The sequence below is a fragment of the Streptomyces sp. NBC_01520 genome, from assembly GCF_045040375.1.
Classification (GTDB): Bacteria; Actinomycetota; Actinomycetes; order Streptomycetales; family Streptomycetaceae; genus Streptomyces.
Genome location: NZ_CP109404.1, coordinates 4,090,924 through 4,114,830 on the forward strand (window position 1 = coordinate 4,090,924; position 23,907 = coordinate 4,114,830).

General features: G+C 67.9%; 20 protein-coding genes. 10 read left to right on the forward strand and 10 right to left on the reverse strand.

Features of this window, described 5'->3' with window-relative positions:
- Positions 1–114 precede the first annotated feature (114 nt).
- Both murJ and OG524_RS18355 read right to left on the reverse strand, forming a co-directional pair.
- Positions 115–2,274, reverse strand: a complete 2,160-nt coding sequence (murJ, locus tag OG524_RS18350; protein WP_405811103.1) for a murein biosynthesis integral membrane protein MurJ — start codon at positions 2,272–2,274, stop codon at positions 115–117.
- A 49-nt stretch (positions 2,275–2,323) separates the two neighbouring features.
- Positions 2,324–4,636: a DUF6049 family protein gene (locus OG524_RS18355; protein WP_405389752.1), complete on the reverse strand. Its 2,313-nt coding sequence runs from the start codon at positions 4,634–4,636 to the stop codon at positions 2,324–2,326.
- Between the two features lie 180 nt (positions 4,637–4,816).
- Here OG524_RS18355 and OG524_RS18360 point away from each other — a divergent pair, with 180 nt between their 5' ends.
- Entirely contained in the window at positions 4,817–6,259 is a 1,443-nt protein-coding gene (locus tag OG524_RS18360) for a CCA tRNA nucleotidyltransferase (protein WP_405811107.1), read from the forward strand.
- 104 nt (positions 6,260–6,363) lie between these two features.
- Here OG524_RS18360 and OG524_RS18365 read toward each other — a convergent pair whose 3' ends face one another.
- From OG524_RS18365 to OG524_RS18375, 3 genes are all read right to left on the reverse strand, one after another.
- A complete protein-coding gene (locus OG524_RS18365; protein WP_405389749.1) occupies positions 6,364–7,641 on the reverse strand; it encodes an MFS transporter in 1,278 nt (425 codons plus the stop codon).
- Between the two features lie 119 nt (positions 7,642–7,760).
- Positions 7,761–8,843: an inositol-3-phosphate synthase gene (locus OG524_RS18370; RefSeq protein WP_405389748.1), complete on the reverse strand. Its 1,083-nt coding sequence runs from the start codon at positions 8,841–8,843 to the stop codon at positions 7,761–7,763.
- A gap of 62 nt (positions 8,844–8,905) precedes the next feature.
- Positions 8,906–9,586 (reverse strand): helix-turn-helix transcriptional regulator, encoded by a 681-nt coding sequence (locus tag OG524_RS18375; protein WP_405389747.1) that lies wholly within the window; start codon positions 9,584–9,586, stop codon positions 8,906–8,908.
- A gap of 387 nt (positions 9,587–9,973) precedes the next feature.
- Here OG524_RS18375 and OG524_RS18380 point away from each other — a divergent pair, with 387 nt between their 5' ends.
- Both OG524_RS18380 and OG524_RS18385 read left to right on the forward strand, forming a co-directional pair.
- Entirely contained in the window at positions 9,974–12,640 is a 2,667-nt protein-coding gene (locus OG524_RS18380) for a transglycosylase domain-containing protein (RefSeq protein ID WP_405811109.1), read from the forward strand.
- A 131-nt stretch (positions 12,641–12,771) separates the two neighbouring features.
- Positions 12,772–14,277 (forward strand): glycosyltransferase family 87 protein, encoded by a 1,506-nt coding sequence (locus tag OG524_RS18385; protein ID WP_405389745.1) that lies wholly within the window; start codon positions 12,772–12,774, stop codon positions 14,275–14,277.
- A gap of 11 nt (positions 14,278–14,288) precedes the next feature.
- Here OG524_RS18385 and OG524_RS18390 read toward each other — a convergent pair whose 3' ends face one another.
- The 3 genes from OG524_RS18390 to OG524_RS18400 form a co-directional block, all read right to left on the reverse strand.
- Complete coding sequence (locus OG524_RS18390; RefSeq protein ID WP_405389744.1) at positions 14,289–15,320, reverse strand: alanine racemase; 1,032 nt, start codon at positions 15,318–15,320, stop codon at positions 14,289–14,291.
- Positions 15,321–15,397: 77 nt separating this feature from the next.
- Complete coding sequence (locus OG524_RS18395) at positions 15,398–16,516, reverse strand: lipid II:glycine glycyltransferase FemX (protein WP_405389743.1); 1,119 nt, start codon at positions 16,514–16,516, stop codon at positions 15,398–15,400.
- A 128-nt stretch (positions 16,517–16,644) separates the two neighbouring features.
- Entirely contained in the window at positions 16,645–16,965 is a 321-nt protein-coding gene (locus OG524_RS18400; RefSeq protein ID WP_405389742.1) for a hypothetical protein, read from the reverse strand.
- Between the two features lie 285 nt (positions 16,966–17,250).
- Between OG524_RS18400 and rpsF the strand changes: the two genes are divergently transcribed.
- From rpsF to rplI, 4 genes are all read left to right on the forward strand, one after another.
- Complete coding sequence (gene rpsF / locus OG524_RS18405; RefSeq protein WP_031090355.1) at positions 17,251–17,541, forward strand: 30S ribosomal protein S6; 291 nt, start codon at positions 17,251–17,253, stop codon at positions 17,539–17,541.
- Positions 17,542–17,612: 71 nt separating this feature from the next.
- Positions 17,613–18,239 carry a single-stranded DNA-binding protein gene (locus OG524_RS18410; protein WP_405389741.1) on the forward strand — a complete coding sequence of 209 codons (627 nt, stop codon included), beginning with the start codon at positions 17,613–17,615 and terminating at the stop codon, positions 18,237–18,239.
- A 43-nt stretch (positions 18,240–18,282) separates the two neighbouring features.
- On the forward strand, positions 18,283–18,519 hold the full coding sequence (rpsR, locus tag OG524_RS18415) for a 30S ribosomal protein S18 (protein WP_003967857.1): 237 nt from the start codon (positions 18,283–18,285) through the stop codon (positions 18,517–18,519).
- A gap of 18 nt (positions 18,520–18,537) precedes the next feature.
- Positions 18,538–18,984: a 50S ribosomal protein L9 gene (gene rplI / locus OG524_RS18420; RefSeq protein WP_384496183.1), complete on the forward strand. Its 447-nt coding sequence runs from the start codon at positions 18,538–18,540 to the stop codon at positions 18,982–18,984.
- A gap of 131 nt (positions 18,985–19,115) precedes the next feature.
- Here rplI and OG524_RS18425 read toward each other — a convergent pair whose 3' ends face one another.
- Positions 19,116–20,453: an MATE family efflux transporter gene (locus OG524_RS18425; RefSeq protein WP_405811113.1), complete on the reverse strand. Its 1,338-nt coding sequence runs from the start codon at positions 20,451–20,453 to the stop codon at positions 19,116–19,118.
- A gap of 476 nt (positions 20,454–20,929) precedes the next feature.
- On the opposite strand from OG524_RS18425, the gene dnaB reads away from it, so the two are divergent.
- The 3 genes from dnaB (at position 20,930) to OG524_RS18440 (ending at position 23,142) form a co-directional block, all read left to right on the forward strand.
- Positions 20,930–22,387 carry a replicative DNA helicase gene (gene dnaB, locus OG524_RS18430; RefSeq protein WP_405393154.1) on the forward strand — a complete coding sequence of 486 codons (1,458 nt, stop codon included), beginning with the start codon at positions 20,930–20,932 and terminating at the stop codon, positions 22,385–22,387.
- A 14-nt stretch (positions 22,388–22,401) separates the two neighbouring features.
- Complete coding sequence (locus OG524_RS18435; protein WP_405389739.1) at positions 22,402–22,680, forward strand: hypothetical protein; 279 nt, start codon at positions 22,402–22,404, stop codon at positions 22,678–22,680.
- Positions 22,681–22,767: 87 nt separating this feature from the next.
- Positions 22,768–23,142: a hypothetical protein gene (locus tag OG524_RS18440; RefSeq protein ID WP_405389738.1), complete on the forward strand. Its 375-nt coding sequence runs from the start codon at positions 22,768–22,770 to the stop codon at positions 23,140–23,142.
- A 43-nt stretch (positions 23,143–23,185) separates the two neighbouring features.
- Here the strand turns inward: OG524_RS18440 and OG524_RS18445 are convergent, their stop codons facing one another.
- Positions 23,186–23,770 (reverse strand): TetR/AcrR family transcriptional regulator, encoded by a 585-nt coding sequence (locus OG524_RS18445; RefSeq protein WP_405389737.1) that lies wholly within the window; start codon positions 23,768–23,770, stop codon positions 23,186–23,188.
- Positions 23,771–23,907 lie beyond the last annotated feature (137 nt).

Sequence of the window (23,907 nt, forward strand, 5' to 3'; positions counted from 1 at the left end):
TCCGTTGCGCGATGCCAGTCAGCCAGCTCTGCACAGTCACGCCAATTGTGCCCACACTCCGGCGCTATGCACGACACGCGGTATCCGGCGATGGTTGTGCGGCTCGGCGAGTCTTCAGCGTCCGAGCCGTCCGCGGACCATGCCGACCATGCCGTTGAGCTCTTCGATGCGCATCTTCCTGGCGGCGACGAAGAAGATGCCGAGCAGGCTGACGCTGCCGCAGACCAATGCCACCACGGACCCGCCGGCACCGTCGCCGAGGGCCGTCAGGAGGGCGAAGCCCACGCCGCCGCCGATGACGGCCGCGGGGGTCGCTGCCAGGCAGAGACGGGCGTAGGTGCGCACCACACGAGCGCCGTCGAGGTCACCCCCGAGCCGGTTGCTCAGCCGGCGCCAGGCGATGCCGACGCCGACCGCGTAGGCCAGTCCGTAGGAGGCTGCCATCCCGACCACCGCCCATTGGGCGGGGAGGATCACGTAACAGAGCGCGGAGGCCGCGGCGTTGACCACCGCGACGATGACCGTGTTGTAGAAGGGCGTGCGGGTGTCCTCGTACGCGTAGAAGCCGCGCAGCACGACGTACTGAACGGAGTACGGGATGAGGCCGAGGCCGAACGCCATCAGGATGAAGCCCATGGACCGCGCGGCCTCGGTGCCGCTGGAGGCGTACAACAGGGTGCACATCGGCAGGCCGAGCGCGAGGAACGTGAAGGCGACCGGGACGATCGCGACGGCCGAGTTGCGCAGGCCCTGCGAGATGTCGTCGCGGACGGCCCCGGGGTCGTTGTCATGGGCGGCGCGGGAGATGCGCGGCAGCAGGGCCGCCATGACCGAGACGGTGATGATCGCCTGCGGCATGCCCCAGATCAGTTGCGCGTTGGAGTAGGCGAGGAAGCCCGCGCCGTCCTTGTCGGCGAGCTTTCCGGCCGAGGTGGCGAGCTGGGTGACGACCAGCACGCCCGCCTGGTTGGCCAGGACGAACAGGACCGTCCATTTGGCGAGCTTGATCGTTTTTCCGAGACCGTGGCCCTTCCAGTCGAAGCGGGGACGGAAGCGGAACCCTGCCTCGCGGAGGTAGGGGATCATGGCCAGTGCCTGGACGATCAGACCGAGCAGTGTGCCGATGCCGAGCAGCCGGACACCTTCCGCCGGGATCGTCTCGACGCCCATCCGGGATTCGGCCGATGTTCCGTAGACCCAGATGAACAGGCCGAACGTGAAGATCATGACGATGTTGTTGAGGACCGGAGTCCACATCATCGCGCCGAACTTCCCTCGGGCGTTGAGGATCTGGCCCATCACCACATGGATGCCCATGAAGAAGATGGTCGGCAGGCAGTAGCGTGCGAACGTGACAGCGACGCCGTTGGCCGCCGGATCGTTCGCGATGGGCAGGGACATCATGCGGATGAGCATCGGCGCGACGAAGACGGCCAGGGCGACGATCAGGCCGAGCACGACCATGACGAGCGTCAGCAGACGGTTGGCGTACGCCTCTCCGCCGTCCTCGTCGTCCTTCATGGACCGGACGAGCTGCGGTACGAAGACCGAGTTGAGCCCGCCGCCGACGGTGAGGATGTAGATCATCGTCGGCAGGGTGTAGGCGATGGTGAAGGTGTCGCCGAGGATGGCGGCTCCGAGCGCGGCGGTGATCACCAGGCTGCGGACGAAGCCGGTGAGCCTCGACACCAGGGTGCCGGCGGCCATCAGGGCACTGGACTTCAGTATCCCGGAGGCACGGCCACCGGACTTCGGAGGCACCGGTGCCGGAGCCTGCTCGGGCTCGGCCGGAGGGCCGGGAGGCCGTCCCGAGCCTTCCTGGTCGCGGAAGAGGTGGGCGAACGCGTCCGGCTCCTCGCGGTCGTCGGCGGCCCGTGTGACGAGGTCGTCCACGCCTACGTACTGGGTGGTCGCCGCGTTGTCCCCGTAGGGAAGGTGCCGGGAGGGGCCTGCGGGCTCCGGTGGCGGCGTCTGGGCCCAGATGCGGGGGTCGGGGGCGTACTGGGCCGCGGGAGGCTGCTGGTAGAGCGCCTGGGGCTCCTGATAGGTGCCCGGGGGCGGAGGCGGGTGGGCCGCGCGGTCGTAGAGCGCTTCGGCCACCGGATCCTGCGCTGCGAGGTCCTGCGCCCGGTACGGGTCGTGGTCGTACGCGTGCTGCAGGTACGGGTCAGGTGCTCCCCCGTCCTGGCCTGCGCCCGGCGGTCCGGGCGGACCGCTGGAAGACCCAGCTCCGCCCGCGCCCTGGCCGCGGTCACCGTCGTACGGCGCGTTCATCGAAACCCCACCTCATCGTCCCCGGCCGAACGGCCCCGACAGACATCGCTCAACGGTCCACTTTCTCACCCGGTCCCGAAGGGTTCCCGCTTTCCGGACCGGTGTCCGGTGCCGGGTCACTCGGCTGCTCGGGTTCGCCACCGTCGTGCTCGCTGCCGTTGTTCTCCACCGCGCTGCCCGCGACGGTGCGCTTGCGGTGGGTGTACATCCTGATGCCGGCCAGGACGAGCAGCAGCAGCCCTCCGGCGATCACCAGGAGCACCGTCGGCGTGACCTCGGAGACCTTCACGGTGAAGGTCATCTCCTCGCCGTACGGTGTCCCGTCCTCGGTGAAGAGCCGTGCGGTGACCTGGGCCTGGCCGTTGGCGTTGGCCGAGGCGTCGAACTTCACGGACTGACTGTGCCCGCCCGCGATCTTCACCGGCTGTTCGGCCACCGGGGCGCCGTCGTCGAGCTTGAGCCGCGTGGCGTTGCCCGATGTCAGCCGGAGCACGAGGTTGTCGACGCCCTGGACCAGCTTGTTCTGCACGGTCACGGGAATCGTCGCGCTGCGGCCGGAGAGGGTGACATCCGACTTCGCGATGAGCTGCACCTCATTGGTGAGGCTCTGCAGATAGCTGCGGACCGCGTCGCGGTACTGCTGCGCCTCCAGCGTCCTGCCGCGCCAGGACGTCGACATGGAGCGGTTGATCGCGTTCCCGAACGGGGTCACCACCCGGTCGGGCTGGGTGAGGATGACCTGGAAGCTGTCGAGCGAGTCCTGTGTCGTCCTGATGTCCTGGAACGCCTGGGTGGGCAGCTCCTGACCGCGGAGCTTCTTCGGGTACTGGGAGGCCCTGGGCACCTTCGTGGTGGCCCCCGCGTCGGGCTTCTCCTCGGCGGCCGCCACCAGGTCGAGGGGCTGCGTCCAGCGTTCGTCGGTGAGGGCCTGCAAGGCGCGCGCCATGGTCTGCGCCTGGGCGGCCGTGGGCATCCGTTGCGGGGCGACGACGATGCTGCGCTCGTTGTCGGGGGCCTGCTCGGTCAGCGCCAGCGTGTGGGCGAGGAACTTCTGGACGGCGAGCGTCGAGTCCTCGGCGCTGGTCATTTCGCCCTTGAACGCGGTGGAGAGCCGGTAGTCGGAAACCACAGCGGTGGTACCGCCGCCGATCGGCCGCGCCGACGTCGGGGTGTAGGGGAGGCTGCCGGTCTCTTCGAGGCTGTCGCTGCGGGCGATCACCTTGTGCGCGCCGGCCGATGTGGCGACGTCGACGACGGAGGGATCGACAGCACCGTCCACCGGCCAGGCGAAGTCGGTGGACGGCTTCACGTGAAGGACGGTCTCCACCGTCGCCCCCGCCACCTCGGTCGCCGTCTGGAGATGGCTGAGCGTGCCCGAGACGTTCTTCCCGCGGTGGGCGATGGAGGCGAGGTCGGGGTCGGCGAACGGCAGGGCCACCACCGTGCCGTCCTTCACCGCCGTCTCCAGAGCGGCGAGCCACTGCTTGGCGAGGGCCTGGTTCGTCCCCGCGACGGTGGTGTCACCGACCTTGACGCGGTAGTTCCTCGTCATGGCGTCGACGGAAGCCAGCAGGTCCGGGTCGATCACCCAGGTCACCGGGAGCTGGGTGCCCAGCGACACCAGCTGTTCCAGCCGGCCGCCGGCCGCGAGCTCGCGGGCCAGGTCGTCGTTGGCGAAGACGGGGGTCTGCTGCTCGTCGGAGCCCGTCTCGGCGGTGACGTGGGCCGACGCGATCAGCGGCCAGAGGAAGGTCAGCCTGGTCCTGCTGTCGGTGTCCTCGGGCTGCCAGGGGAGGAAGGTCCGCTGGATTCCGAGCACCTGGTCGTAGGGGGTGTCGGAGGTCCGGCCCGTCAGGGAGACCCCCAGCTGGTAGACGCCCTCGTCGTCCAGACCCAGCTTGTTCACAGGAACGTCGAGGGAGAAGTCCTGGCTTATCCCGGAGGCGAGTTTCGCCACCTTCAGCGTGTACTTGCCGCCGAGCTTGACGGGGTCACTGCCGGGGAAGTAGCCGGTGCGCTTGGCGGCCTCGTCGATGTCGGACCTGCTGGAGAGCGTCGGCCCGACCCGGAGATCGACCACGGCGTCGGTGATCGTCTTCCTGCCCTTGTTGGTCAGGGTGCCGGAGACGGTGAGCGTGTCGCCTTTCACCGGTGCACCGGGACTGAGGGTGTTCAGGGACACATCGACGGTGCGTGAGCCGGTCGGCGCCTTCCTCACCCCGTCGGCCAGCGCCGAGGGGGCAGCCGGGCCGGTCAGCAGCCCGGCGATCAGGGGAGCCCCGACGATCAGGGAGGCTGCCCGCCGGAGCCACCGGCGGGCAGGGGAAGGGTGCGTCCCCTGAATGTCTGCCGCCTCGGCCACGCGTACCCGTCCCTCGTCGTCGTCAGCTGGTGCCGGTCTCGCCGGTCTCTGCGTCCCCGCATGGTAGCGATGCGCTCGGCAGCTGAGTGCCGGAGACCGTGCCACATGATCGGAAGAGTCTCGCAGGGGACCAGGAAACGATGACGCCCGGGACGGCCGGTGCACGTACCCTTTTCTGTTGTGCCGAACGCCAACGAAGACAGCCCCAGTGCACTGAGCCAGGTGCAGCACCGCGCAGTAAGTGAACTGCTGCGGGTGTCCCCGGTCGCCGACGACCTCGCCCGCCGATTCCAGGAGGCCGGATTCCGCCTCGCGCTGGTCGGAGGGTCGGTCCGCGATGCGCTGCTCGGCAGGCTCGGGAACGACCTGGACTTCACGACCGATGCCCGTCCGGAGGACGTACTCAAGATCGTCCGCCCGTGGGCCGACTCGGTGTGGGAGGTCGGTATCGCCTTCGGCACCGTCGGTTCACAGAAGGACGGCTACCAGATCGAGGTCACGACCTACCGGTCGGAGGCGTACGACAGGAACTCACGCAAGCCCGAGGTGTCCTACGGCGACTCCATCGAGGAGGACCTCGTACGTCGTGACTTCACGGTCAACGCGATGGCTGTCGCGCTGCCGCAGAAGGAGTTCATCGACCCCCACGGCGGTCTGGAGGACCTGGCGTTGCGTGTGCTGCGCACCCCGGGGACACCCGAGGCCTCTTTCTCCGACGACCCGCTGCGCATGCTGCGCGCCGCCCGGTTCGCCGCGCAGCTGGACTTCGAGGTCGCTCCCGAGGTCGTCGCGGCGATGACGGACATGGCCGGACGTATCGACATCGTCTCGGCCGAGCGGGTCCGTGAGGAGCTGAACAAGCTGCTCCTGTCCGGGAACCCCCGCAAGGGCCTGGGGCTGCTCGTGGACACCGGTCTGGCGGACCGGGTGCTGCCCGAACTTCCTTCGCTGCGGCTGGAGAGTGACGAGCATCACCGGCACAAGGACGTCTACGAGCACTCCCTGACGGTTCTGGAGCAGGCCATTGATCTGGAGGAGGACGGTCCGGACCTTGTGCTGCGGCTCGCGGCACTCCTTCACGACATCGGGAAGCCGAGGACGCGTCGTTTCGAGAGCGACGGCCGTGTCTCGTTCCACCACCACGAGGTGGTCGGAGCCAAGATGACCAAGAAGCGGCTGACCGAGCTCAAGTACTCCAACGACATGGTCAAGGACGTGTCGCAGCTCGTGGAGCTGCACCTGCGCTTCCACGGCTACGGCGACGGGGAGTGGACCGACTCCGCGGTGCGCAGGTACGTGCGTGACGCGGGTCCGCTGCTGGACCGGCTCCACAAGCTGACGCGTTCGGATTGCACGACACGGAACAAGCGCAAGGCGAATGCTCTGTCGCGGACCTATGACCGACTCGAGGAGCGCATCGCGCAGTTGCAGGAGCAGGAGGAGCTGGACGCGATCCGGCCGGACCTGGACGGCAACGCGATCATGCAGATTCTGGGCGTCGGTCCCGGGCCGGTGATCGGTAAGGCGTACGCCTTCCTGCTGGAGCTGCGGCTGGAGAACGGGCCGATGGATCACGACGACGCGGTCGCGGCCCTCAAGGACTGGTGGGCTGCGCAGGACTGAAGCCTGAGCGACTTCACGTTTCACGTGAAACATGAAGCGTGAACGGCGGGGCCGGTACGGAGCGGTGTGACCGAGGGGCGTTGTTTCACGTGAAACAACGCCCCTCAGTCGCGGTGGAGCGCCCTCTCGGTGCGCTTCCAGTGGAGCATCGCCACGGAGACGGTGGCGTAGAGGACTGCCACCGTGAGCACCACGAGGGCGGACCGCCCGTCTGCGGGAAGCACGAGGGCGGACATGGCCGCCGCGGCGACGAAGGAGACGTTGAAGAGCACGTCGTAGAGGGAGAAGACCCTGCCGCGGTAGGAGTCGTCCACCGACGTCTGCACCTCGGTGTCCGTCGCGATCTTCGCCCCCTGGGTCACGAGCCCGAGGACGAACGCTGCCGCCAGCATCGGGACAGGGGCGAAGGGCAGCCCCAGTGCCGGCTCCAGGAGTGCGGCCGCCCCGGCACACACCGCCATCCAGCCGAACCTGCCGAACCTGCCGATGGCCCAGGGGGTGAGCACGGCGGCGACGAAGTATCCGGCGGCCGAGGCGCCGAGCGCGATGCCGAGCAGGGCCAGGCCGTCGGACTCGCTGTCGGACCAGGCGTAGCGGCAGAGCATCAGCACCATCACGGTCAGCGCTCCGTAGCAGAAGCGGATCACCGTCATGGCAGCCATGGCGCGGGCCGCGTCCTTCCGCTCGGCCAGATGGCGCAACCCCGCGGCGAGCCCGCGCGCCGTGGTTGCCAGGGCCTCCCGTACGCGTACGTGGTGCCCGCCCAGGTCCGGTCCCAGGAGCGCCCGGGGCAGGGTCAGGGAGGCGAGGGCCGACAGGAGGTAGAGGACGGCTCCCAGAAGGACCACGGCCGTGTCGGAGCCGTCGGTCAGCAGCTGAAGGGCCAGCGCGAGGCCCCCACCCGCGGTCGCGGCCAGTGTGCCGGCCGTCGGGGAGAGGGAGTTGGCGATGACGAGCCGGTCGCTGTCGACGACGCGTGGGAGTGCCGCGGACAGTCCTGCCAGGACGAAGCGGTTGACCGCGGTGACGCAGAGGGCCGAAGCGTAGAACAGCCACTCGGGCGCGGAGTGAAGGAGCAGCAGGGCCGTGCAGCAGGCCAGTGCGGCACGTAGCAGGTTTCCGTACAGGAAGACCTGGCGGCGTGGCCAGCGGTCCAGCATGACGCCCGCGAACGGGCCGATCAGTGAGTACGGGAGCAGCAGCACAGCCATGGCGGACGCGATGGCCCCCGGGGTGGTCTGGTTCTCCGGCGAGAAGACGACGTAGGTGGCGAGCGCGACCTGGTAGACACCGTCGGCCGACTGGGAGAGGAGCCGGACGGCGAGCAGGCGACGGAAGTTCCGGAAGCGCAGGAGTACACCCAGATCACGCACGACAGGCATGTGGGCAAGGGTCACACACGTTGGGGGTCCCCGGGCGGATTGCCCGGGGACCCCCAACGTGTGGAAGGGACGGAGCGTTGCCGCTCCTCACCCTGGTGAGACCGAAGCCGTGCGCCGGATCAGCGCTCGACGTCGCCGCTGATGAACTTCTCGACGTTCTCGCGGGCCTCGTCGTCGAAGTACTGGACCGGCGGGGACTTCATGAAGTACGAGGACGCCGAGAGGATCGGGCCACCGATGCCGCGGTCCAAGGCGATCTTCGCCGCGCGCACGGCGTCGATGATGACACCGGCGGAGTTCGGGGAGTCCCAGACCTCGAGCTTGTACTCCAGGTTCAGCGGAACGTCACCGAAGGCACGGCCTTCGAGGCGCACGTACGCCCACTTGCGGTCGTCCAGCCAGGCCACGTAGTCCGAGGGGCCGATGTGGACGTTGTCCGCACCGAGCTCGCGGTCACGGATCTGCGAGGTGACGGCCTGCGTCTTGGAGATCTTCTTGGACTCCAGGCGCTCGCGCTCGAGCATGTTCTTGAAGTCCATGTTGCCGCCGACGTTCAGCTGCATCGTGCGGTCCAGGACGACACCCCGGTCCTCGAAGAGCTTCGCCATCACGCGGTGCGTGATGGTGGCGCCGACCTGGGACTTGATGTCGTCACCGACGATCGGGACACCGGCCTCGGTGAACTTGTCCGCCCACTCCTTCGTGCCGGCGATGAACACCGGGAGGGCGTTGACGAACGCGACCTTGGCGTCGATGGCGCACTGCGCGTAGAACTTCGCAGCCACCTCGGAACCGACGGGCAGGTAGCAGACGAGGACGTCGACCTGCTTGTCCTTGAGGATCCGGACGATGTCGACCGGGGCCTCGGAGGACTCCTCGATCGTCTCGCGGTAGTACTTGCCCAGGCCGTCGTGGGTGTGGCCGCGCTGAACGGTCACACCGGTGTTCGGCACATCGGCGATCTTGATGGTGTTGTTCTCGCTGGCCCCGATGGCGTCCGCGAGGTCGAGGCCGACCTTCTTCGCGTCGACGTCGAAGGCGGCGACGAACTCGACGTCGCTCACGTGGTACTCGCCGAACTGAACGTGCATCAGACCGGGCACCCTGCCGGCCGGATCGGCGTCCTTGTAGTACTCGACGCCCTGCACCAGCGAGGCGGCGCAGTTGCCCACGCCGACGATGGCTACGCGAACCGAACCCATGCCGATTGCTCCCTGTGTCTTCTCAGTGTGCCCCGGTGAAGCCTCGCGGCTCTGCGGGGATCTCACTTGGTGTCGTCGGACGGATCCGGTCGGGAGTGATCCCGGTGCCGGGGCAGGCCGCCCGTCTCTCCTGATGTGTCGTGCTGAGCGGAGCCTTCGGGCGAGGATCGTCGCTGATCCCGTCCCGACCGCTCGCTCTCGATGAGCTCGTTCAGCCAGCGCACTTCGCGCTCCACGGACTCCATGCCGTGGCGCTGCAGCTCAAGCGTGTAGTCGTCGAGTCGTTCGCGGGTGCGGGCCAGCGAGGCGCGCATCTTTTCGAGGCGCTCCTCCAGCCTGCTGCGCCGGCCTTCGAGCACGCGCATCCGCACATCGCGCTCCGTCTGCCCGAAGAAGGCGAATCGAGCGGCGAAGTGCTCGTCCTCCCAGGCATCGGGGCCGGTGTGCGAGAGCAGCTCCTCGAAGTGCTCCTTACCTTCTGCCGTCAACCGGTAGACGATCTTGGCCCGGCGCCCTGCGAGTGAGGAGGTGGCGGGCGGCAGAGCCGGAACACTTCCCGGCTCCTCGATCAACCAGCCGTTGGCGACGAGCGTCTTGAGGCAGGGGTAGAGGGTGCCGTAGCTGAACGCGCGGAAGATCCCCAACGAGGTGTTGAGACGTTTGCGCAGCTCGTACCCGTGCATCGGGGACTCGCGGAGCAGGCCGAGTACGGCGAATTCGAGGATGCCGGAGCGTCTGCTCACCTTCGCCTCCTTCTTCGCCGGGTGCTCCCGCGGAGCCCGTGGCTCCAGCTTATGCCGTGCTGATGTATCGACTCGATACATCAGCACGATAGATCGGTACGTGATGTTCGACAAGAGGGGGATTCGTGAGCGGCGTCACATCCTTGATTCATAGGGAGCGACTTGCGTTATTTGGGGTGAAGTTCGGTCCGGAGAGGTTTTTGACCGTGCGTAGTCTGTGCGGCATGCAGACCACCGGGAACCGTGAGACGCCGTCGCGCGTCAGTAGTCGCGGACTGCCGGATGTACTGCGGATGAGCCTTCCGCAGGGCTTGTCCGTAATTCGGGGGGACCGGATCTCAACTGCCGCTTCCAGGCGTTCTCGCCTGCCCGAGGAGTAGTCGTTCGATGAGCGAGCACCGTCGCAAGACGCCGCAACCGCAAGGTGGCGGGCGAGCAGCGGCCAGACGAGCCGCCCAGCAGCCCACAGGACGCCGAGAGTCGTCACGTAGAGCAACGTCGTCGTCACCTTCCGACGCCTATGGTGAGGAAGAGTCGTACAGCAGCCGGGCCGAAGCCCGTCGCGCCGCCCAGCGGGGCGGCGGCAGACGACGCGGGGGCGAAGGCCGCGGCCGGGGGCGCGCGGCGGACAGCCGTTCCGGCCGGAAGCGTCTCATCGACTACCCGCGGGCCGGCAAGTACGGCGCACGGCGCTGGATGCCCTCGTGGAAACTGGTGTCCGGTCTGTGCCTGAGCTTCCTCGGTCTACTGATGGGCGTGGCCGGCATCTCGTACGCGCTCGTCGTGCCGCCCGAGGTGAAGGACATCGCCAGGGCGCAGAACAACGTCTACTACTGGGCCGACGGCACGCAGATGGTCGCCACGGGCGGCTCCGTCAACCGCCAGTGGATCAACTACGCGCAGATCCCCGAGGACATGCGGGACGCCGTCATCTCGGCCGAGAACAAGACGTTCGAGACCGACAAGGGCATCGACCCCATGGGTATCGCCCGCGCCTTCTACAACATGGCGAAGGGAGGTGACACCCAGGGCGGGTCGACGATCACCCAGCAGTACGTGAAGAACTCGATGCTGACCCAGGACCAGACCATCAGCCGTAAGTTCAAGGAGCTCTTCATCACGCTCAAGGTCGGTAAGACCGTGAGCAAGGAGAACGTCATGGAGGGCTACCTCAACATCTCGTACTACGGTCGCGGCGCATCGGGCCTCCAGGCAGCCGCGCGTACGTACTACGGCATCGACGCCTCGAAGCTCAACGCGAGCCAGTGCGCCTTCCTGACGAGCCTGCTCAAGGGCGCGAGCTACTACGACCCCGCCGGTGCCGAGGACATCGACCCGGTCGGGGCCACTCCGGAGAAGAACACGGCGCGGGCCACGTTCCGCTGGAAGACGATCCTCGACGAGATGGTCAAGGACGATCGGCTGAGTGCCGCGGAGCGGGCCACGTACAAGAAATTCCCCATGCCGAAGACGCCGACGAAGGACGCGCAGCTGGGCGGCCAGATCGGCTACCTGGTGGACCTCGCCACGGACTACTTCCTCGCGCACACCCAGGACGGCACCACCGAGCGGGAGCTCGCCCAGGGCGGCTACGAGATCCACACGACGTTCGACCGGAAGAAGGTCAAGCAGCTCGAGGCCTCGATCACGAAGGTACTCAAGAGCAAGATCGACCCGGAGAAGCGTCCCGATCTCGACTCGCACGTCGAGTTCGGCGGAGCGTCGGTGGACACCGAGACGGGCGCCATCGTCGCCACCTACGGCGGTCAGGACGCGACGAAGCACTACACGAACAACGCGGACGCGACCGGAGCCCAGGTCGGCTCGACGTTCAAGCCCTTCGTGCTGGCGGCCGGTATGCAGTACGGGGTCCGCGACCCGAAGCTCGGGCCGGACCAGAGCGATTCGGAGCGCACCCCGGTCTCGCCGAAGAGCGTGTTCGACGGCGACAACAAGCTGAAGATCGAGAAGTACAACGGCGAGGTCTGGACCGACGAGGACAACAACCCGTGGTTCCAGACCAACGACGGGGACCACTCCTACGGCGACATCGATCTGCGGGAGGCGATGCAGGAGTCGGCCAACTCCCCCTTCGTCCAGCTCGGCATGGACGTCGGTACGGACAAGGTGAAGGAGGTCGCGATCGCCTCCGGACTGCGTGACGACGTCTACATGGCGGACTCGAACGTTCCGTCGTACTCCATCGGTACGTCCTCGCCCAGTGCCATCCGGATGGCCGGCTCGTACGCCACCTTCGCGACCAGCGGCAAGCAGCGCGACCCCTTCTCGGTCACCGAGGTCAAGAAGGAGGGCAGCGTCGTCTACCAGCACAAGACGGCCACCAAGACCGCCATGCCCAGCGCCATCGCGGACAACGTGACCGACGTGCTGAAGAACGTCGTCGAGAACGGTACGGGTACACCCGCCCGGCTCGACGGACGCGACGCGGCGGGCAAGACGGGTACGACGGACGGCAACAAGTCCGCCTGGTTCGTCGGGTACACCCCGCAGCTGTCGACCGCGGTCAGCATGTTCCGGCTGGACGACGACGAGAAGCAGAAGAACCGCGAGTTCCTGGAGATGTACGGCACCGGCGGTGAGAAGCAGATCCACGGTGCTTCGTTCCCGGCGCAGATCTGGCACGACTACATGACCGACGCCATGAAGGGCGAGAAGGTCGTGCAATTCCCGACGCCGGAGCCGGTCGGCGAGATCGTCGGTACGCCCAGCCCCACGCCCTCCCCGAGCGCGTCGCCCTCGCCGTCCGAGTCCAGCGAGGCGCCCACGACCCCGTCGCCCAGCCCGTCGTCCGCGTCCCCCTCGCCGAGCGACACGTGTGGAGCGTTCGGCTGGGATTGCCAGAACAACGGCGGCACCAACACCGGAACCGACAGTGGAGGGACCGACGCGGGAACCACCGACGGCGGGACCGATACCGGAACCACCGACGGCGGGACGGACACCGGAACCACCGACGGGACAACGGACGGGTCGACCGGTAATACGAACGGGAACGGGAACAGCAACGGAGGACTCTTCGGAGGCAGTGGGTAACACCGCCACCCTCCGGAAGCCCGCCGGACACGCATGAGAGGGCCGCCGCACCTGCCAGGTGCCGGCGGCCCTTTCCGTGTCCCCACGCGGCCCACGTCCCGCACACAGCGCCGTACGGCAGGATGTGCGGCATGCCAAGCGCAGAGGACACGAGCGTGCACCAGGAGCGGCCCGTCGTACGGCCTACGCAAGAGGACGAGATCGCCGCGGCCGGCAGCGAGCTGATCGGCGGACCGGCCGGCCGCTGGGCACGGCTCGGATCGGGCCCGCTCACACCGGTGCGCGTCATCGCGCTCGTGGCGATCGGGATGTTCGCACTCGGCATGGTGCAGAAGATCCCCTGCTACGACTGGGCGTGGTTCCGGGGCACGAGCTCGCAGTACACACACGCGTGCTACTCCGACATCCCGCACCTCTACCTCGGACGCGGCTTCGCCGACGGGCTCGTGCCGTACTTCGACCGGCTCAGCGGCGACATGGCCTACCTCGAATACCCCGTCCTGACCGGCCTGTTCATGCAGGTCGCGTCCTGGCTGACGCTGACGCCCGACACCGACCCCATGCAGCAGCGCGAACAGATGTACTGGATGGTCAACGCGGGCATGCTGATGATCTGCGCCGTGATCACCGCGGTGTGCGTCGCCCGTACCCACCGGCGTCGCCCGTGGGACGCCCTGCTGGTCGCACTCGCCCCGGCGCTCGCGCTCACCGCGACGATCAACTGGGACCTGCTCGCCCTGGCCCTTACGGCCGCCGCGATGCTCATGTGGTCCCGCGGACGGGCTCTCGCCTTCGGCATCCTCATCGGCCTGGCCACGGCCGCCAAGCTCTATCCCGTACTGCTGCTCGGGCCGCTGCTGGTGCTGTGCCTGCGGGCCGGTAGATGGAGGGAGTTCGGGACAGCGCTGTTCGGCGCGGCGGCCGCCTGGCTGCTGGTGAACCTCCCGGTCATGCTGTACGCCCCCGAGGGGTGGAAGAAGTTCTACACCTTCAGCCAGGAACGGCAGATCGACTACGGCTCGTTCTGGCTGATCATCACCCAGCGCACCGGCAAGCCCATCGACGTGAGCACCGTCAACACCGCCTCCGTGGTGCTGATGATCGTGCTGTGCGCGGGTATCGCCGGGCTGGCGCTGACCGCCCGGCACCGGCCGCGCTTCGCACAGCTCGCGTTCCTGGTGGTGGCCGCCTTCATCCTGACGAACAAGGTCTACTCACCGCAGTACGTGCTCTGGCTGATCCCGCTGGCCGCGCTCGCCAGGCCCCGCTGGCGGGACTTCCTCGTCTGGCAGGCCTGCGAGGTCATGTACTTCCTGGGGATCTGGCTGTACCTCGCGTACACGACGAGCGGCGACAAGCACCAGGGGCTGCCCCAGGAGGGCTACCAGGTCGCGATCGCCCTGCACCTGCTCGGAACGCTGTACCTGTGCGCCGTCGTCGTCAGGGACATCCTGCGGCCGGACCGCGACCCCGTACGCCGCGACGGGTCGGACGACCCGTCGGGCGGCGTACTGGACGGGGCGCCGGACACCGTCGTGATCAGGCACCCCGCGCCTCACGCCGGGAACACGGCACCCGCGGCCCAGGGACCGCGGGTGGAGTGGGGTACGGCGGGCGGAGCGCGTTCCGCCCGATAGACGCCGGGTGCCTACCGGTCCACGAGGCGGTCGAACTGGGTGGTCGTGTGGCGCAGATGGGCCACCAGTTCGTCGCCGACTCTCGGCTCCTGCGCGTCCGACGGCACGAACAGGATCGACACCTGCATGTGCGGCGGCTCGGCGAACCAGCGCTGCTTGCCCGACCAGACGAACGGCGAGAGATTGCGGTTGACCGTGGCCAGTCCGGCGCGCGCCACGCCCTTGGCGCGCGGCATCACACCGTGCAGGGCCTTCGGGGCCTCCAGGCCGACACCGTGGGACGTACCGCCGGCGACGACCACCAGCCAGCCGTCCGAGGCGGCCTTCTGCTGGCGGTAGCCGAACCGGTCCCCCTTGACGACCCGCGTCACGTCGAGCACGGCGCCGCGGTACTCCGTCGCCTCGTGGTCACCGAGCCAGAGCCGGGTGCCGATGCGCGCGCGGAAGCGGGTCTGCGGGAACTGCTGCTGCAGCCGCGCGAGCTCCTCCGCCCGGAGATGGCTGACGAACATGGTGTGCAGGGGCAGCCGGGCCGCGCGCAGGCGGTCCATCCAGGCGATGACCTCCTCGACCGCGTCCGAGCCGTCGGTGCGGTCCAGCGGCAGGTGCAGGGCGAAGCCTTCGAGGCGCACGTCCTCGATGGCCGCGTGCAGCTGCCCCAGCTCCTCCTCCTTCACCCCGTGGCGCTTCATCGAGCTCATGCACTCGATGACGACGCGCGCGCCCACCAGAGCGTGCACACCGTCCACGGAGGAGACGGAACGGATGACGCGGTCGGGCAGCGGCACCGGTTCCTCACCCCGGCGGAAGGGCGTGAGGACGAGCAGGTCGCCGCTGAACCAGTCCTTGATGCGGGCGGCCTCGTACGTGGTTCCGACGGCCAGCGTGTCGGAACCGAAACGGATCGCCTCGTCGGCCAGCCGTTCGTGGCCGAAGCCGTATCCGTTGCCCTTGCAGACGGGCACGAGACCGGGGAACTGGTCGATCACGGACTTCTGGTGCGCCCGCCAGCGCGCGGTGTCGACGTAGAGGGAGAGCGCCATGGCCGGCCCGGAACCTTTCTGGTGGCTGCGGTGGAATCGGAGGGGTGAGGAGCCGGCCGACGTGGACCGGCCGGTGTTCAGCGGCGCGACATGTACATATCGAGCGCCTTGTGCAGCAGTTTGTTGAGGGGGAAGTCCCACTCGCCGACGTACTCGACGGCCTCGCCGCCGGTGCCGACCTTGAACTGGATCAGGCCGAAGAGGTGATCGGTCTCGTCCAGCGAGTCGCTGATGCCGCGCAGGTCGTAGACCGTCGCGCCCATCGCGTAGGAGTCGCGCAGCATGCGCCACTGCATCGCGTTCGAGGGCCGCACCTCACGCCCGATGTTGTCGGACGCGCCGTACGAGTACCAGACGTGTCCGCCGACGACGAGCATCGTGGCCGCGGAGAGGTTCACGCCGTTGTGCCGGGCGAAGTACAGCCGCATGCGGTTGGGGTCCTCGGAGTTGAGGACCGTCCACATGCGCTGGAAGTACGAGAGCGGACGCGGCCGGAAGTGGTCGCGCACCGCGGTGATCTCGTACAGCCGCTGCCATTCGGCCAGGTCCTCGTAGCCGCCCTGGACCACCTCGACGCCGGCCTTGTCGGCCTTCTTGATGTTGCGCCGCCAGAGCTGGTTGAAGCCCTTGAGGACGTCCTCCAGCGAGCGGTTGGCCAGCGGGACCTGGAAGACGTAGCGGGGCTGTACGTCACCGAATCCGGCGCCGCCGTCCTCGCCCTGCTGCCAGCCCATCTTCCGCAGCCGGTCCGACACCTCGAAGGCACGGGGCTCGATGTGGGTGGCCTCGACGTCGCGCAGGCGCTTCACGTCGGGGTCCTGGATGCCCGACTTGATGGCTGCCGAGTCCCAGCGACGGATGACCACGGGCGGGCCCATCTTCACCGAGAAGGCACCCTGCTGCTTCAGGTGCGCGAGCATCGGCTGAAGCCAGTCGTCGAGATTCGGGGCGTACCAGTTGATGACCGGGCCCTCGGGAAGGTAGGCCAGGTAGCGCTTGATCTTGGGCAACTGGCGGTACAGCACCAGACCGGCACCGACCATCTCGCCGTTCTTGTCGAACCATCCAAGGTTCTCCGAGCGCCATTCGGTCTTCACATCAGCCCACGCCGGGACCTGGCAGTGACTGGCCGAGGGCAGGTTCTGGATGTACGCCAGATGCTGCTCTCGGCTGATGGTCCTCAGGGTCAGGCTCATGCGGGGCGCTCCTCGGCAGGTGTGTCCCCATCGGTCAGGGGCTCCGGCTCTCGCGCCGAAGCCTACTGTGACCGAGGAGCGCCCCGTCTGGGCCCTGGGCGACCCGGACCGGTTTTCCGTGGGGCCCCTCAGCTGATCACGCCGCCGAAGAGGCCGCCGTGGGCCATGCCGAGGAAGAACCCGATCGCGGACGCGCCCAGTCCCAGGATGAGGGGGAAGCGCTCACGGGTGGTGACCGACACGTACTGTCCGTAGGCGCCCGTCAGGATCCCGATCAGCCCGGCCCAGGAGCTGATCAGGTGCAGATTGTGGAACATCGCCGTCACGAAGGCGAGGGCCCCGAGAACGAGGGTCACCGTCACCAGCGCGTCCTGGAGCGGATGGGACCTGCCGTCCGTGGCGAAGAGGGAGACGGGAGGACGGGGGCGGGAACGCATTGTCTGTGCCATGGAGAACCTCCTGGCCGGAAGGCGGCGCACTGTAACGCCGCTCACAACCGCTGTGTACAGATTGCGTCCCCCCGGCACCGGATTTCAACCGGAAGCCTGTCTGCGGGTAGTCTGTACGGTCTGCACCGGTGTCTGCCCTGAGTCAGCACTGCAGCTCCCCTCGACCAACGAAGACGGGCGTTGTCAGTGGCGGCTGTTTTACTCGGAGACACTGATGCCTACGCATCACGACCCTCCTGCCACGGAACGACCGTGGCCGCTGAGTCCAAAGGAGGTGGGTTCCACATGCGTCACTACGAGGTGATGGTCATCCTCGACCCCGATCTCGAGGAGCGAGCAGTCTCCCCGTTGATCGAGAACTTCCTCTCCGTCGTCCGTGAGGGCAACGGAAAGGTTGAGAAGGTCGACACCTGGGGCCGTCGTCGTCTCTCTTACGAGATCAAGAAGAAGCCCGAGGGCATCTACTCGGTCATCGACCTGCAGGCCGAGCCTGCGGTCGTCAAGGAGCTCGACCGACAGATGAACCTGAACGAGTCGGTCCTCCGGACCAAGGTCCTCCGCCCCGAGATCCACTGAGCATCTAGCTCAGCGGTCATCGGGTTCGAGTAGCAAGCAGCCAGAAGCAATCCCCGCCGAGAGGTTCACCCATGGCAGGCGAGACCGTCATCACGGTCGTCGGCAATCTCGTCGACGACCCCGAGCTGCGCTTCACCCCGTCCGGTGCGGCGGTCGCGAAGTTCCGTGTCGCGTCCACTCCCCGCATCTTCGACCGGCAGACCAATGAGTGGAAGGACGGCGAAGGCCTGTTCCTCACCTGCTCGGTCTGGCGTCAGGCGGCGGAGAACGTCGCGGAGTCGCTCCAGCGAGGCATGCGCGTTGTCGTGCAGGGCCGGCTGAAGCAGCGGTCCTACGAGGACCGTGAGGGCGTCAAGCGCACGGTCTACGAGCTGGACGTCGAGGAAGTCGGCCCCAGTCTCAAGAGCGCCACGGCCAAGGTCACCAAGACCACGGGTCGCGGTGGCCAGGGCGGCGGCCAGGGTGGATACGGCGGCGGCCAGCAGGGCGGCGGCAACTGGGGCGGCGGTCCCGGTAGCGGCGGTCAGCAGGGCGGCGGCGGTGCACCCGCCGACGACCCGTGGGCCACCGGCGCGCCTGCGGGCGGTCAGCAGGGCGGGGGCCAGCAGAGCGGCGGGGGTGGCTGGGGCGGAAGCTCCGGCGGCTCCGGTGGCTCGGGCGGTTCCGGCGGCGGCTACTCGGACGAGCCTCCCTTCTAGGGGAGCTCGTACCCCCACTTCTTGATCACACAGGAGAAACACCATGGCGAAGCCGCCTGTGCGCAAGCCTAAGAAGAAGGTCTGCGCATTCTGCAAGGACAAGACCCAGTACGTGGACTACAAGGACACGAACATGCTGCGGAAGTTCATTTCCGACCGTGGCAAGATCCGTGCCCGCCGCGTCACCGGCAACTGCACTCAGCACCAGCGTGACGTCGCCACGGCAGTCAAGAACAGCCGTGAGATGGCGCTGCTGCCCTACACGTCCACCGCGCGATAAGGGAAGGGTGACCGAATCATGAAGATCATCCTCACCCACGAGGTCACTGGCCTCGGTGCTGCCGGTGACGTCGTGGACGTCAAGGACGGGTACGCCCGTAACTACCTGGTTCCGCGTGGCTTTGCCATCCGCTGGACCAAGGGTGGCGAGAAGGACGTGGCGCAGATCCGCCGCGCCCGCAAGATCCACGAGATCGCGACGATCGAGCAGGCCAACGAGATCAAGGCCAAGCTCGAGGCCGTGAAGGTTCGTCTGGCTGTTCGCTCCGGCGACGCCGGCCGTCTCTTCGGCTCCGTCACCCCGGCCGACATCGCTTCGGCGATCAAGGCCTCCGGTGGTCCGGACGTCGACAAGCGCCGTGTCGAGCTCGGTTCGCCGATCAAGACGCTCGGTGGACACCAGGTTTCCGTGCGCCTGCACCCCGAGGTTGCCGCGAAGCTCGGTATCGAGGTCGTTGCTGCCTAAGGGCACAGCTCACCAGAGCTAGGTGAAGGGCCGCACCGTCATGGTGCGGCCCTTCGTCGTTCCATCTCCATGACCTTGTGGTTTCACGGCCTCTCGGTTTCACGTGAAACCGAGAGCTGCCCGTGGTCCGTTCAGCGCGTGGCTCCGGTGACGATCCACCGGCCCGAGCGGGTACGCAGCCAGAGCGTCACCAGCCGGACTGCCATCATGAGCGTCATCGCCCACCACAGAGCGGTGAGGCCTCCTCCGAGGACGGGGATGAGGAGGGCGACCGGAGCGAAGACGGCCAGGGTCACGAGCATCGCCCAGGCGAGGTACCGCCCGTCGCCCGCACCCATGAGCACGCCGTCCAGCACGAAGACCACACCGGCGATCGGCTGGGACAGTGCCACGACGAGAAGGGCCGGCAGCAGGGTGTCGTGCACGGACGGGTCGCCGGTGAACAGTGGGACGAACAAGGGTCGTGCCAGCACGATCAGCACTCCGAGAACCACACCGGAGGCGATACCCCACTGGACCATCCGACGGCAGGCTTCGCGGGCGCCCTTGACGTCGCTCGCCCCGAGATAGCGGCCGATGATGGCCTGCCCCGCGATGGCGATGGCGTCGAGGGCGAAGGCCGTGAGGCTCCAGAGGGACAGGAGGATCTGGTGGGCGGCGATGTCCGTGTCGCCGAGCCGGGCTGCGACCGCGGTGGCGATCAGCAGGACCGACCGCAGCGAGAGCGTACGGACCAGCAGGGGGACGCCTGCCTGTGCGCTGGCTCTGATGCCTGCGGCGTCGGGACGCAGCGACGCTCCGTGTCTGCGGGCGCCGCGCACGACGACGATCAGGTAGGCGAGTGCCATACCGGCCTGGGCGATCACCGTTCCCCAGGCGGATCCGGCGATGCCGAGCCCGGCTCCGTAGACGAGTCCCACGTTGAGAGCACCGTTGGCGGTGAATCCACCGATGGCGACGTAGAGGGGTGTCCGGGTGTCCTGCAGCCCACGCAGCACCCCGGTCGCGGCGAGCACGACGAGCATGGCGGGGATGCCGAGGCTGGAGATCCTCAGATAGGTGACGGCGTACGGGGCAGCGGTGTCCGATGTGCCGAAGGCCTCGATCAGCCAGGGTGCCGAGGGAAGGGTGAAGGCGACAACTGCGGCGCCGAGCAGCAGGGCCAGCCAGATGCCGTCCATGCCCTGACGGATCGCAGAGGGGAGATCGCCCGCGCCGACCCGTCGGGCGACCGCGGCGGTTGTCGCGTAGGCGAGGAAGACGAAGACGCTCACGGCGGTGGTGAGCAAGGCTGCGGCGACTCCCAGGCCGGCCAGCTGCGCTGTGCCGAGATGGCCGACGACGGCGCTGTCGACCATGACGAAGAGCGGCTCCGCGACGAGTGCGCCGAAGGCCGGAACGGCGAGGGCGATGATCTCGCGGTCGTGCCGACGGCGGGACGGCGTCTGGGTCGCGGAGGCCTGGGTCATGGGTGCCAATCTAATCTTCCACAGGTAAGAGATGCAATGTGGTTGGGGTCCTTACTTGATACTGAGTTCCCGGCTCGGCGCAGGGGTGATTCCGGTGATCTTGAGCTGAGGGCGAAAGTTTTTCTCTCCCACAGCCGGTGGACGGAGAAAGGGCAGGTCAGGGCCCTCGCAGTGGGGGCGGTATGAGTTTGTCCACAGTGCTGTCCCCCGGTCCGTGCACAGGATCGGCGGAGTTCTCCACAGCATCTGGTCCGTCGTCCACATGCCCTGTGGATAACCAGATTGGCTGACGGTGCGGAGCGGCCTACCGTGGTGCGGCGCCCGCACTCCGTTCCGGCTTCGAAGACCGCAGAACTTGACGCGCCGGATCCGGAGTCGGGCGTCTTGTTTGTCGGTGCCGTGCCGTAAGAAAGAGTGGCATGGCTAGGTCCGCGAAGCGGACGGGAGGAGGTGGCCCGGTGAGCATTCCCGAGCCTTTGGACGATCCCTGGGCCGATGTCGGTCCCAGTGACCGTCTGCCCGTTTCCCGTCAGCGCCGCGGAGAGGGCAAGGGGCGGGACGAGCAGCACGAGCGTGGCCGGGAGAGCGGCTGGGACAGCGGCCCGTCCGGGTTCGAGCGAGTGCCTCCGCAGGATCTCGACGCGGAGCAGTCCGTGCTCGGTGGCATGCTGCTGTCCAAGGACGCCATCGCCGACGTCGTGGAGATCATCAAGGGCCACGACTTCTACCGTCCGGCCCACGAGACCGTCTACACGGCGATCCTCGACCTGTATGCCAAGGGTGAACCGGCCGACCCGATCACGGTGGCGGCGGAGCTGGTCAAGCGCGGCGAGATCACCAAGGTCGGCGGAGCCCCGTACCTGCACACCCTGGTCCAGTCCGTACCGACCGCGGCCAACGCTTCGTACTACGCGGAGATCGTCCACGAGCGGGCGGTGCTGAGGCGTCTCGTCGAGGCCGGCACCAAGATCACGCAGATGGGGTACGCGGCCGACGGTGACGTCGACGAGATCGTGAACTCGGCGCAGGCCGAGATCTACGCCGTCACCGAGCAGCGCACCAGCGAGGACTACCTCCCTCTCGGCGACATCATGGAGGGCGCTCTCGACGAGATCGAGGCGATCGGTTCCCGCAGCGGCGAGATGACCGGTGTCCCGACCGGATTCACCGACCTGGACGCCCTGACCAACGGCCTGCACCCCGGTCAGATGATCGTGATCGCGGCGCGTCCCGCCATGGGTAAGTCCACGCTCGCCCTGGACTTCGCCCGCGCCTGTTCGATCAAGAGCAATCTGCCGAGTGTGATCTTCTCGCTGGAAATGGGCCGCAACGAGATCGCGATGCGTCTGCTCTCCGCCGAGGCCCGGGTGGCGCTCCATCACATGCGCTCCGGCACGATGACGGACGAGGACTGGACGAGGCTGGCCAGGCGGATGCCGGACGTCTCGGCCGCGCCGCTCTACATCGACGATTCGCCGAACCTCTCCATGATGGAGATCCGGGCGAAATGCCGTCGCCTCAAGCAGCGCAACGACCTCAAGCTGGTGGTCATCGACTATCTGCAGCTGATGCAGTCCGGTGGCGCGAAGCGGGCCGAGAGCCGTCAGCAGGAGGTCTCGGACATGTCCCGAAACCTCAAGCTCCTCGCGAAGGAGCTGGAGCTCCCCGTCATCGCGCTCTCGCAGCTGAACCGTGGTCCCGAGCAGCGTACGGACAAGAAGCCGATGGTCTCCGACCTGCGTGAATCAGGCTCCATCGAGCAGGACGCCGACATGGTCATCCTGCTGCACCGCGAGGACGCGTACGAGAAGGAGTCCCCTCGCGCGGGCGAGGCGGACCTGATCGTGGCCAAGCACCGAAACGGTCCCACGGCGACGATCACCGTGGCTTTCCAGGGGCACTACTCCCGCTTCGTGGACATGGCCCAGACCTGAGAGAAGGCGGAGACATGAGCAGTGCGGCGGATTCGATTCGCAGGTATCGCGTGTTCGCCGGCGAACGCCTTGCCGTCGAAGTCGTCGGCGAGCCCGGGGTACTCGTCAGCAGTTCGGCGCCGCCACCGCTGCCGGGTGAGGCGCCGGTCACCCACGCGTCCATGTCGGCGAACTTCCGGAGGGCGGAGAACGAGGGCGCGCTCGGGCTCCTGCTGCGGAACGCCCCCGGCCTCGACGCCTTCCTGGCCGCGGTGCGAAGCGCCGGCTACCGGGTCGAGAGCGTCGACGAGTAGGCCCTTACGGCGTTGCGATCCGCTGTGGCGTGCCTGTTGCCCGTGGCCGGCACGCTCCTCGCGAGATCGCCGATCCGATGAGGACCCATGCTGGATGCCGTGACCGAACGGTTCGTCGCCGGGGCCACCGCCCTGTCGCCGGAAGGACTCACCCTCGCGTTCGATCGGGCGGTCGGCCTCCGCGCCGAGGGCGGCAAGGAGGCGAGCCGGGCGGCGGTGCCGTCCGCCGCGGAGAACTCCGAGCTCGACCACCGGATCCACACCGCCCTCCTCCCTCGTGCCGCCGAGCTCGCCGCGCACCTGACCGGCCTGCACTCCGACGCCCTGGCCGCGATCAGTGCGGCCCGGGCGATCCTGAAGCCGGGGAATCCGACCGCGGGGCAGTTCGGCGTGCTCACACATCCGTTCGCAGGGAGCGGTGCGGAACTCCCGCAGTACTCGGTGCGCGAACCGGGAGCGTAGGCACGCCTGCCCTGGTTTCGACCGGATGCGGCAGCCCGGTCGGTCAGGACCAGGGCTGAGGGGGCACGATCGACGTCACGACGATGTCCACCAGGTGGTCGAGTGCGGTGTCGGACAGCACGTCGGGCAGCGTCAGGTGCTCCAGGAGCAGGCCGGTCATGGCCAGGTACAGCACGAGGAAGGTATCGGCGTCGCCCGGCAGTTCCGCCTCGCGGTACAGGGCGCCGTTCTGGTCGAAGTCCGCCCGGACGGTCTCGGTCAGCCGCGTACGCAGGGCCGGTCGGCGGGTTGCTTCGAGGCGGAGTTCCAGCATGGCCAGATAGCCGACACGGTCGTCGGCCATGCGCCGGACCAGCCAGTGCATGAGCGAGGTGACCAGCTCGCGGGACGGTGCCGGGAGCATCGCCTGCTCGACCCTGGCGGCGTCCGGTGTCATGCGGTGGTTGATGCGGGCGCCTGCCTGCATGAACAGGTCGTCCCGGTTCGTGAAGTAGTTGGACGAGGTGCCGAGGGGGACACCCGCGCGGGCGTCCACCGCGCGGAAGGTGAGGCCGCGGGCTCCCTCGTGGGCCAGCACATCGATCGCGGCGTCGACGAGTGCCGTTCTGCGCTCCGGGTTCCTGGCCACGGTGCCCTCCTGTCCTGCGTGCCTCAAGAAAAGAGGCTTGCTTAACCACTACGCATGAAGCACTCTATGTGAAGTGGTTGGAGTGCGGGGAACGAGTGAGGCCCCCGACCCACACATGACCGAAGCGACCGGCCTGC

What these genes read in the sequence shown, in the direction of transcription:
- murJ (WP_405811103.1), bottom strand. Translation starts at nt 2,274, where the DNA reads ATGAACGCGCCGTACGACGGTGACCGCGGCCAGGGCGCGGGCGGAGCT.
- OG524_RS18365 (WP_405389749.1), bottom strand. Translation starts at nt 7,641, where the DNA reads ATGCCTGTCGTGCGTGATCTGGGTGTACTCCTGCGCTTCCGGAACTTC.
- OG524_RS18370 (WP_405389748.1), bottom strand. Translation starts at nt 8,843, where the DNA reads ATGGGTTCGGTTCGCGTAGCCATCGTCGGCGTGGGCAACTGCGCCGCC.
- OG524_RS18380 (WP_405811109.1), top strand. Translation starts at nt 9,974, where the DNA reads ATGAGCGAGCACCGTCGCAAGACGCCGCAACCGCAAGGTGGCGGGCGA.
- OG524_RS18385 (WP_405389745.1), top strand. Translation starts at nt 12,772, where the DNA reads ATGCCAAGCGCAGAGGACACGAGCGTGCACCAGGAGCGGCCCGTCGTA.
- OG524_RS18390 (WP_405389744.1), bottom strand. Translation starts at nt 15,320, where the DNA reads ATGGCGCTCTCCCTCTACGTCGACACCGCGCGCTGGCGGGCGCACCAG.
- OG524_RS18395 (WP_405389743.1), bottom strand. Translation starts at nt 16,516, where the DNA reads ATGAGCCTGACCCTGAGGACCATCAGCCGAGAGCAGCATCTGGCGTAC.
- OG524_RS18400 (WP_405389742.1), bottom strand. Translation starts at nt 16,965, where the DNA reads ATGGCACAGACAATGCGTTCCCGCCCCCGTCCTCCCGTCTCCCTCTTC.
- rpsF (WP_031090355.1), top strand. Translation starts at nt 17,251, where the DNA reads ATGCGTCACTACGAGGTGATGGTCATCCTCGACCCCGATCTCGAGGAG.
- OG524_RS18410 (WP_405389741.1), top strand. Translation starts at nt 17,613, where the DNA reads ATGGCAGGCGAGACCGTCATCACGGTCGTCGGCAATCTCGTCGACGAC.
- rpsR (WP_003967857.1), top strand. Translation starts at nt 18,283, where the DNA reads ATGGCGAAGCCGCCTGTGCGCAAGCCTAAGAAGAAGGTCTGCGCATTC.
- rplI (WP_384496183.1), top strand. Translation starts at nt 18,538, where the DNA reads ATGAAGATCATCCTCACCCACGAGGTCACTGGCCTCGGTGCTGCCGGT.
- OG524_RS18425 (WP_405811113.1), bottom strand. Translation starts at nt 20,453, where the DNA reads ATGACCCAGGCCTCCGCGACCCAGACGCCGTCCCGCCGTCGGCACGAC.
- OG524_RS18435 (WP_405389739.1), top strand. Translation starts at nt 22,402, where the DNA reads ATGAGCAGTGCGGCGGATTCGATTCGCAGGTATCGCGTGTTCGCCGGC.
- OG524_RS18440 (WP_405389738.1), top strand. Translation starts at nt 22,768, where the DNA reads ATGCTGGATGCCGTGACCGAACGGTTCGTCGCCGGGGCCACCGCCCTG.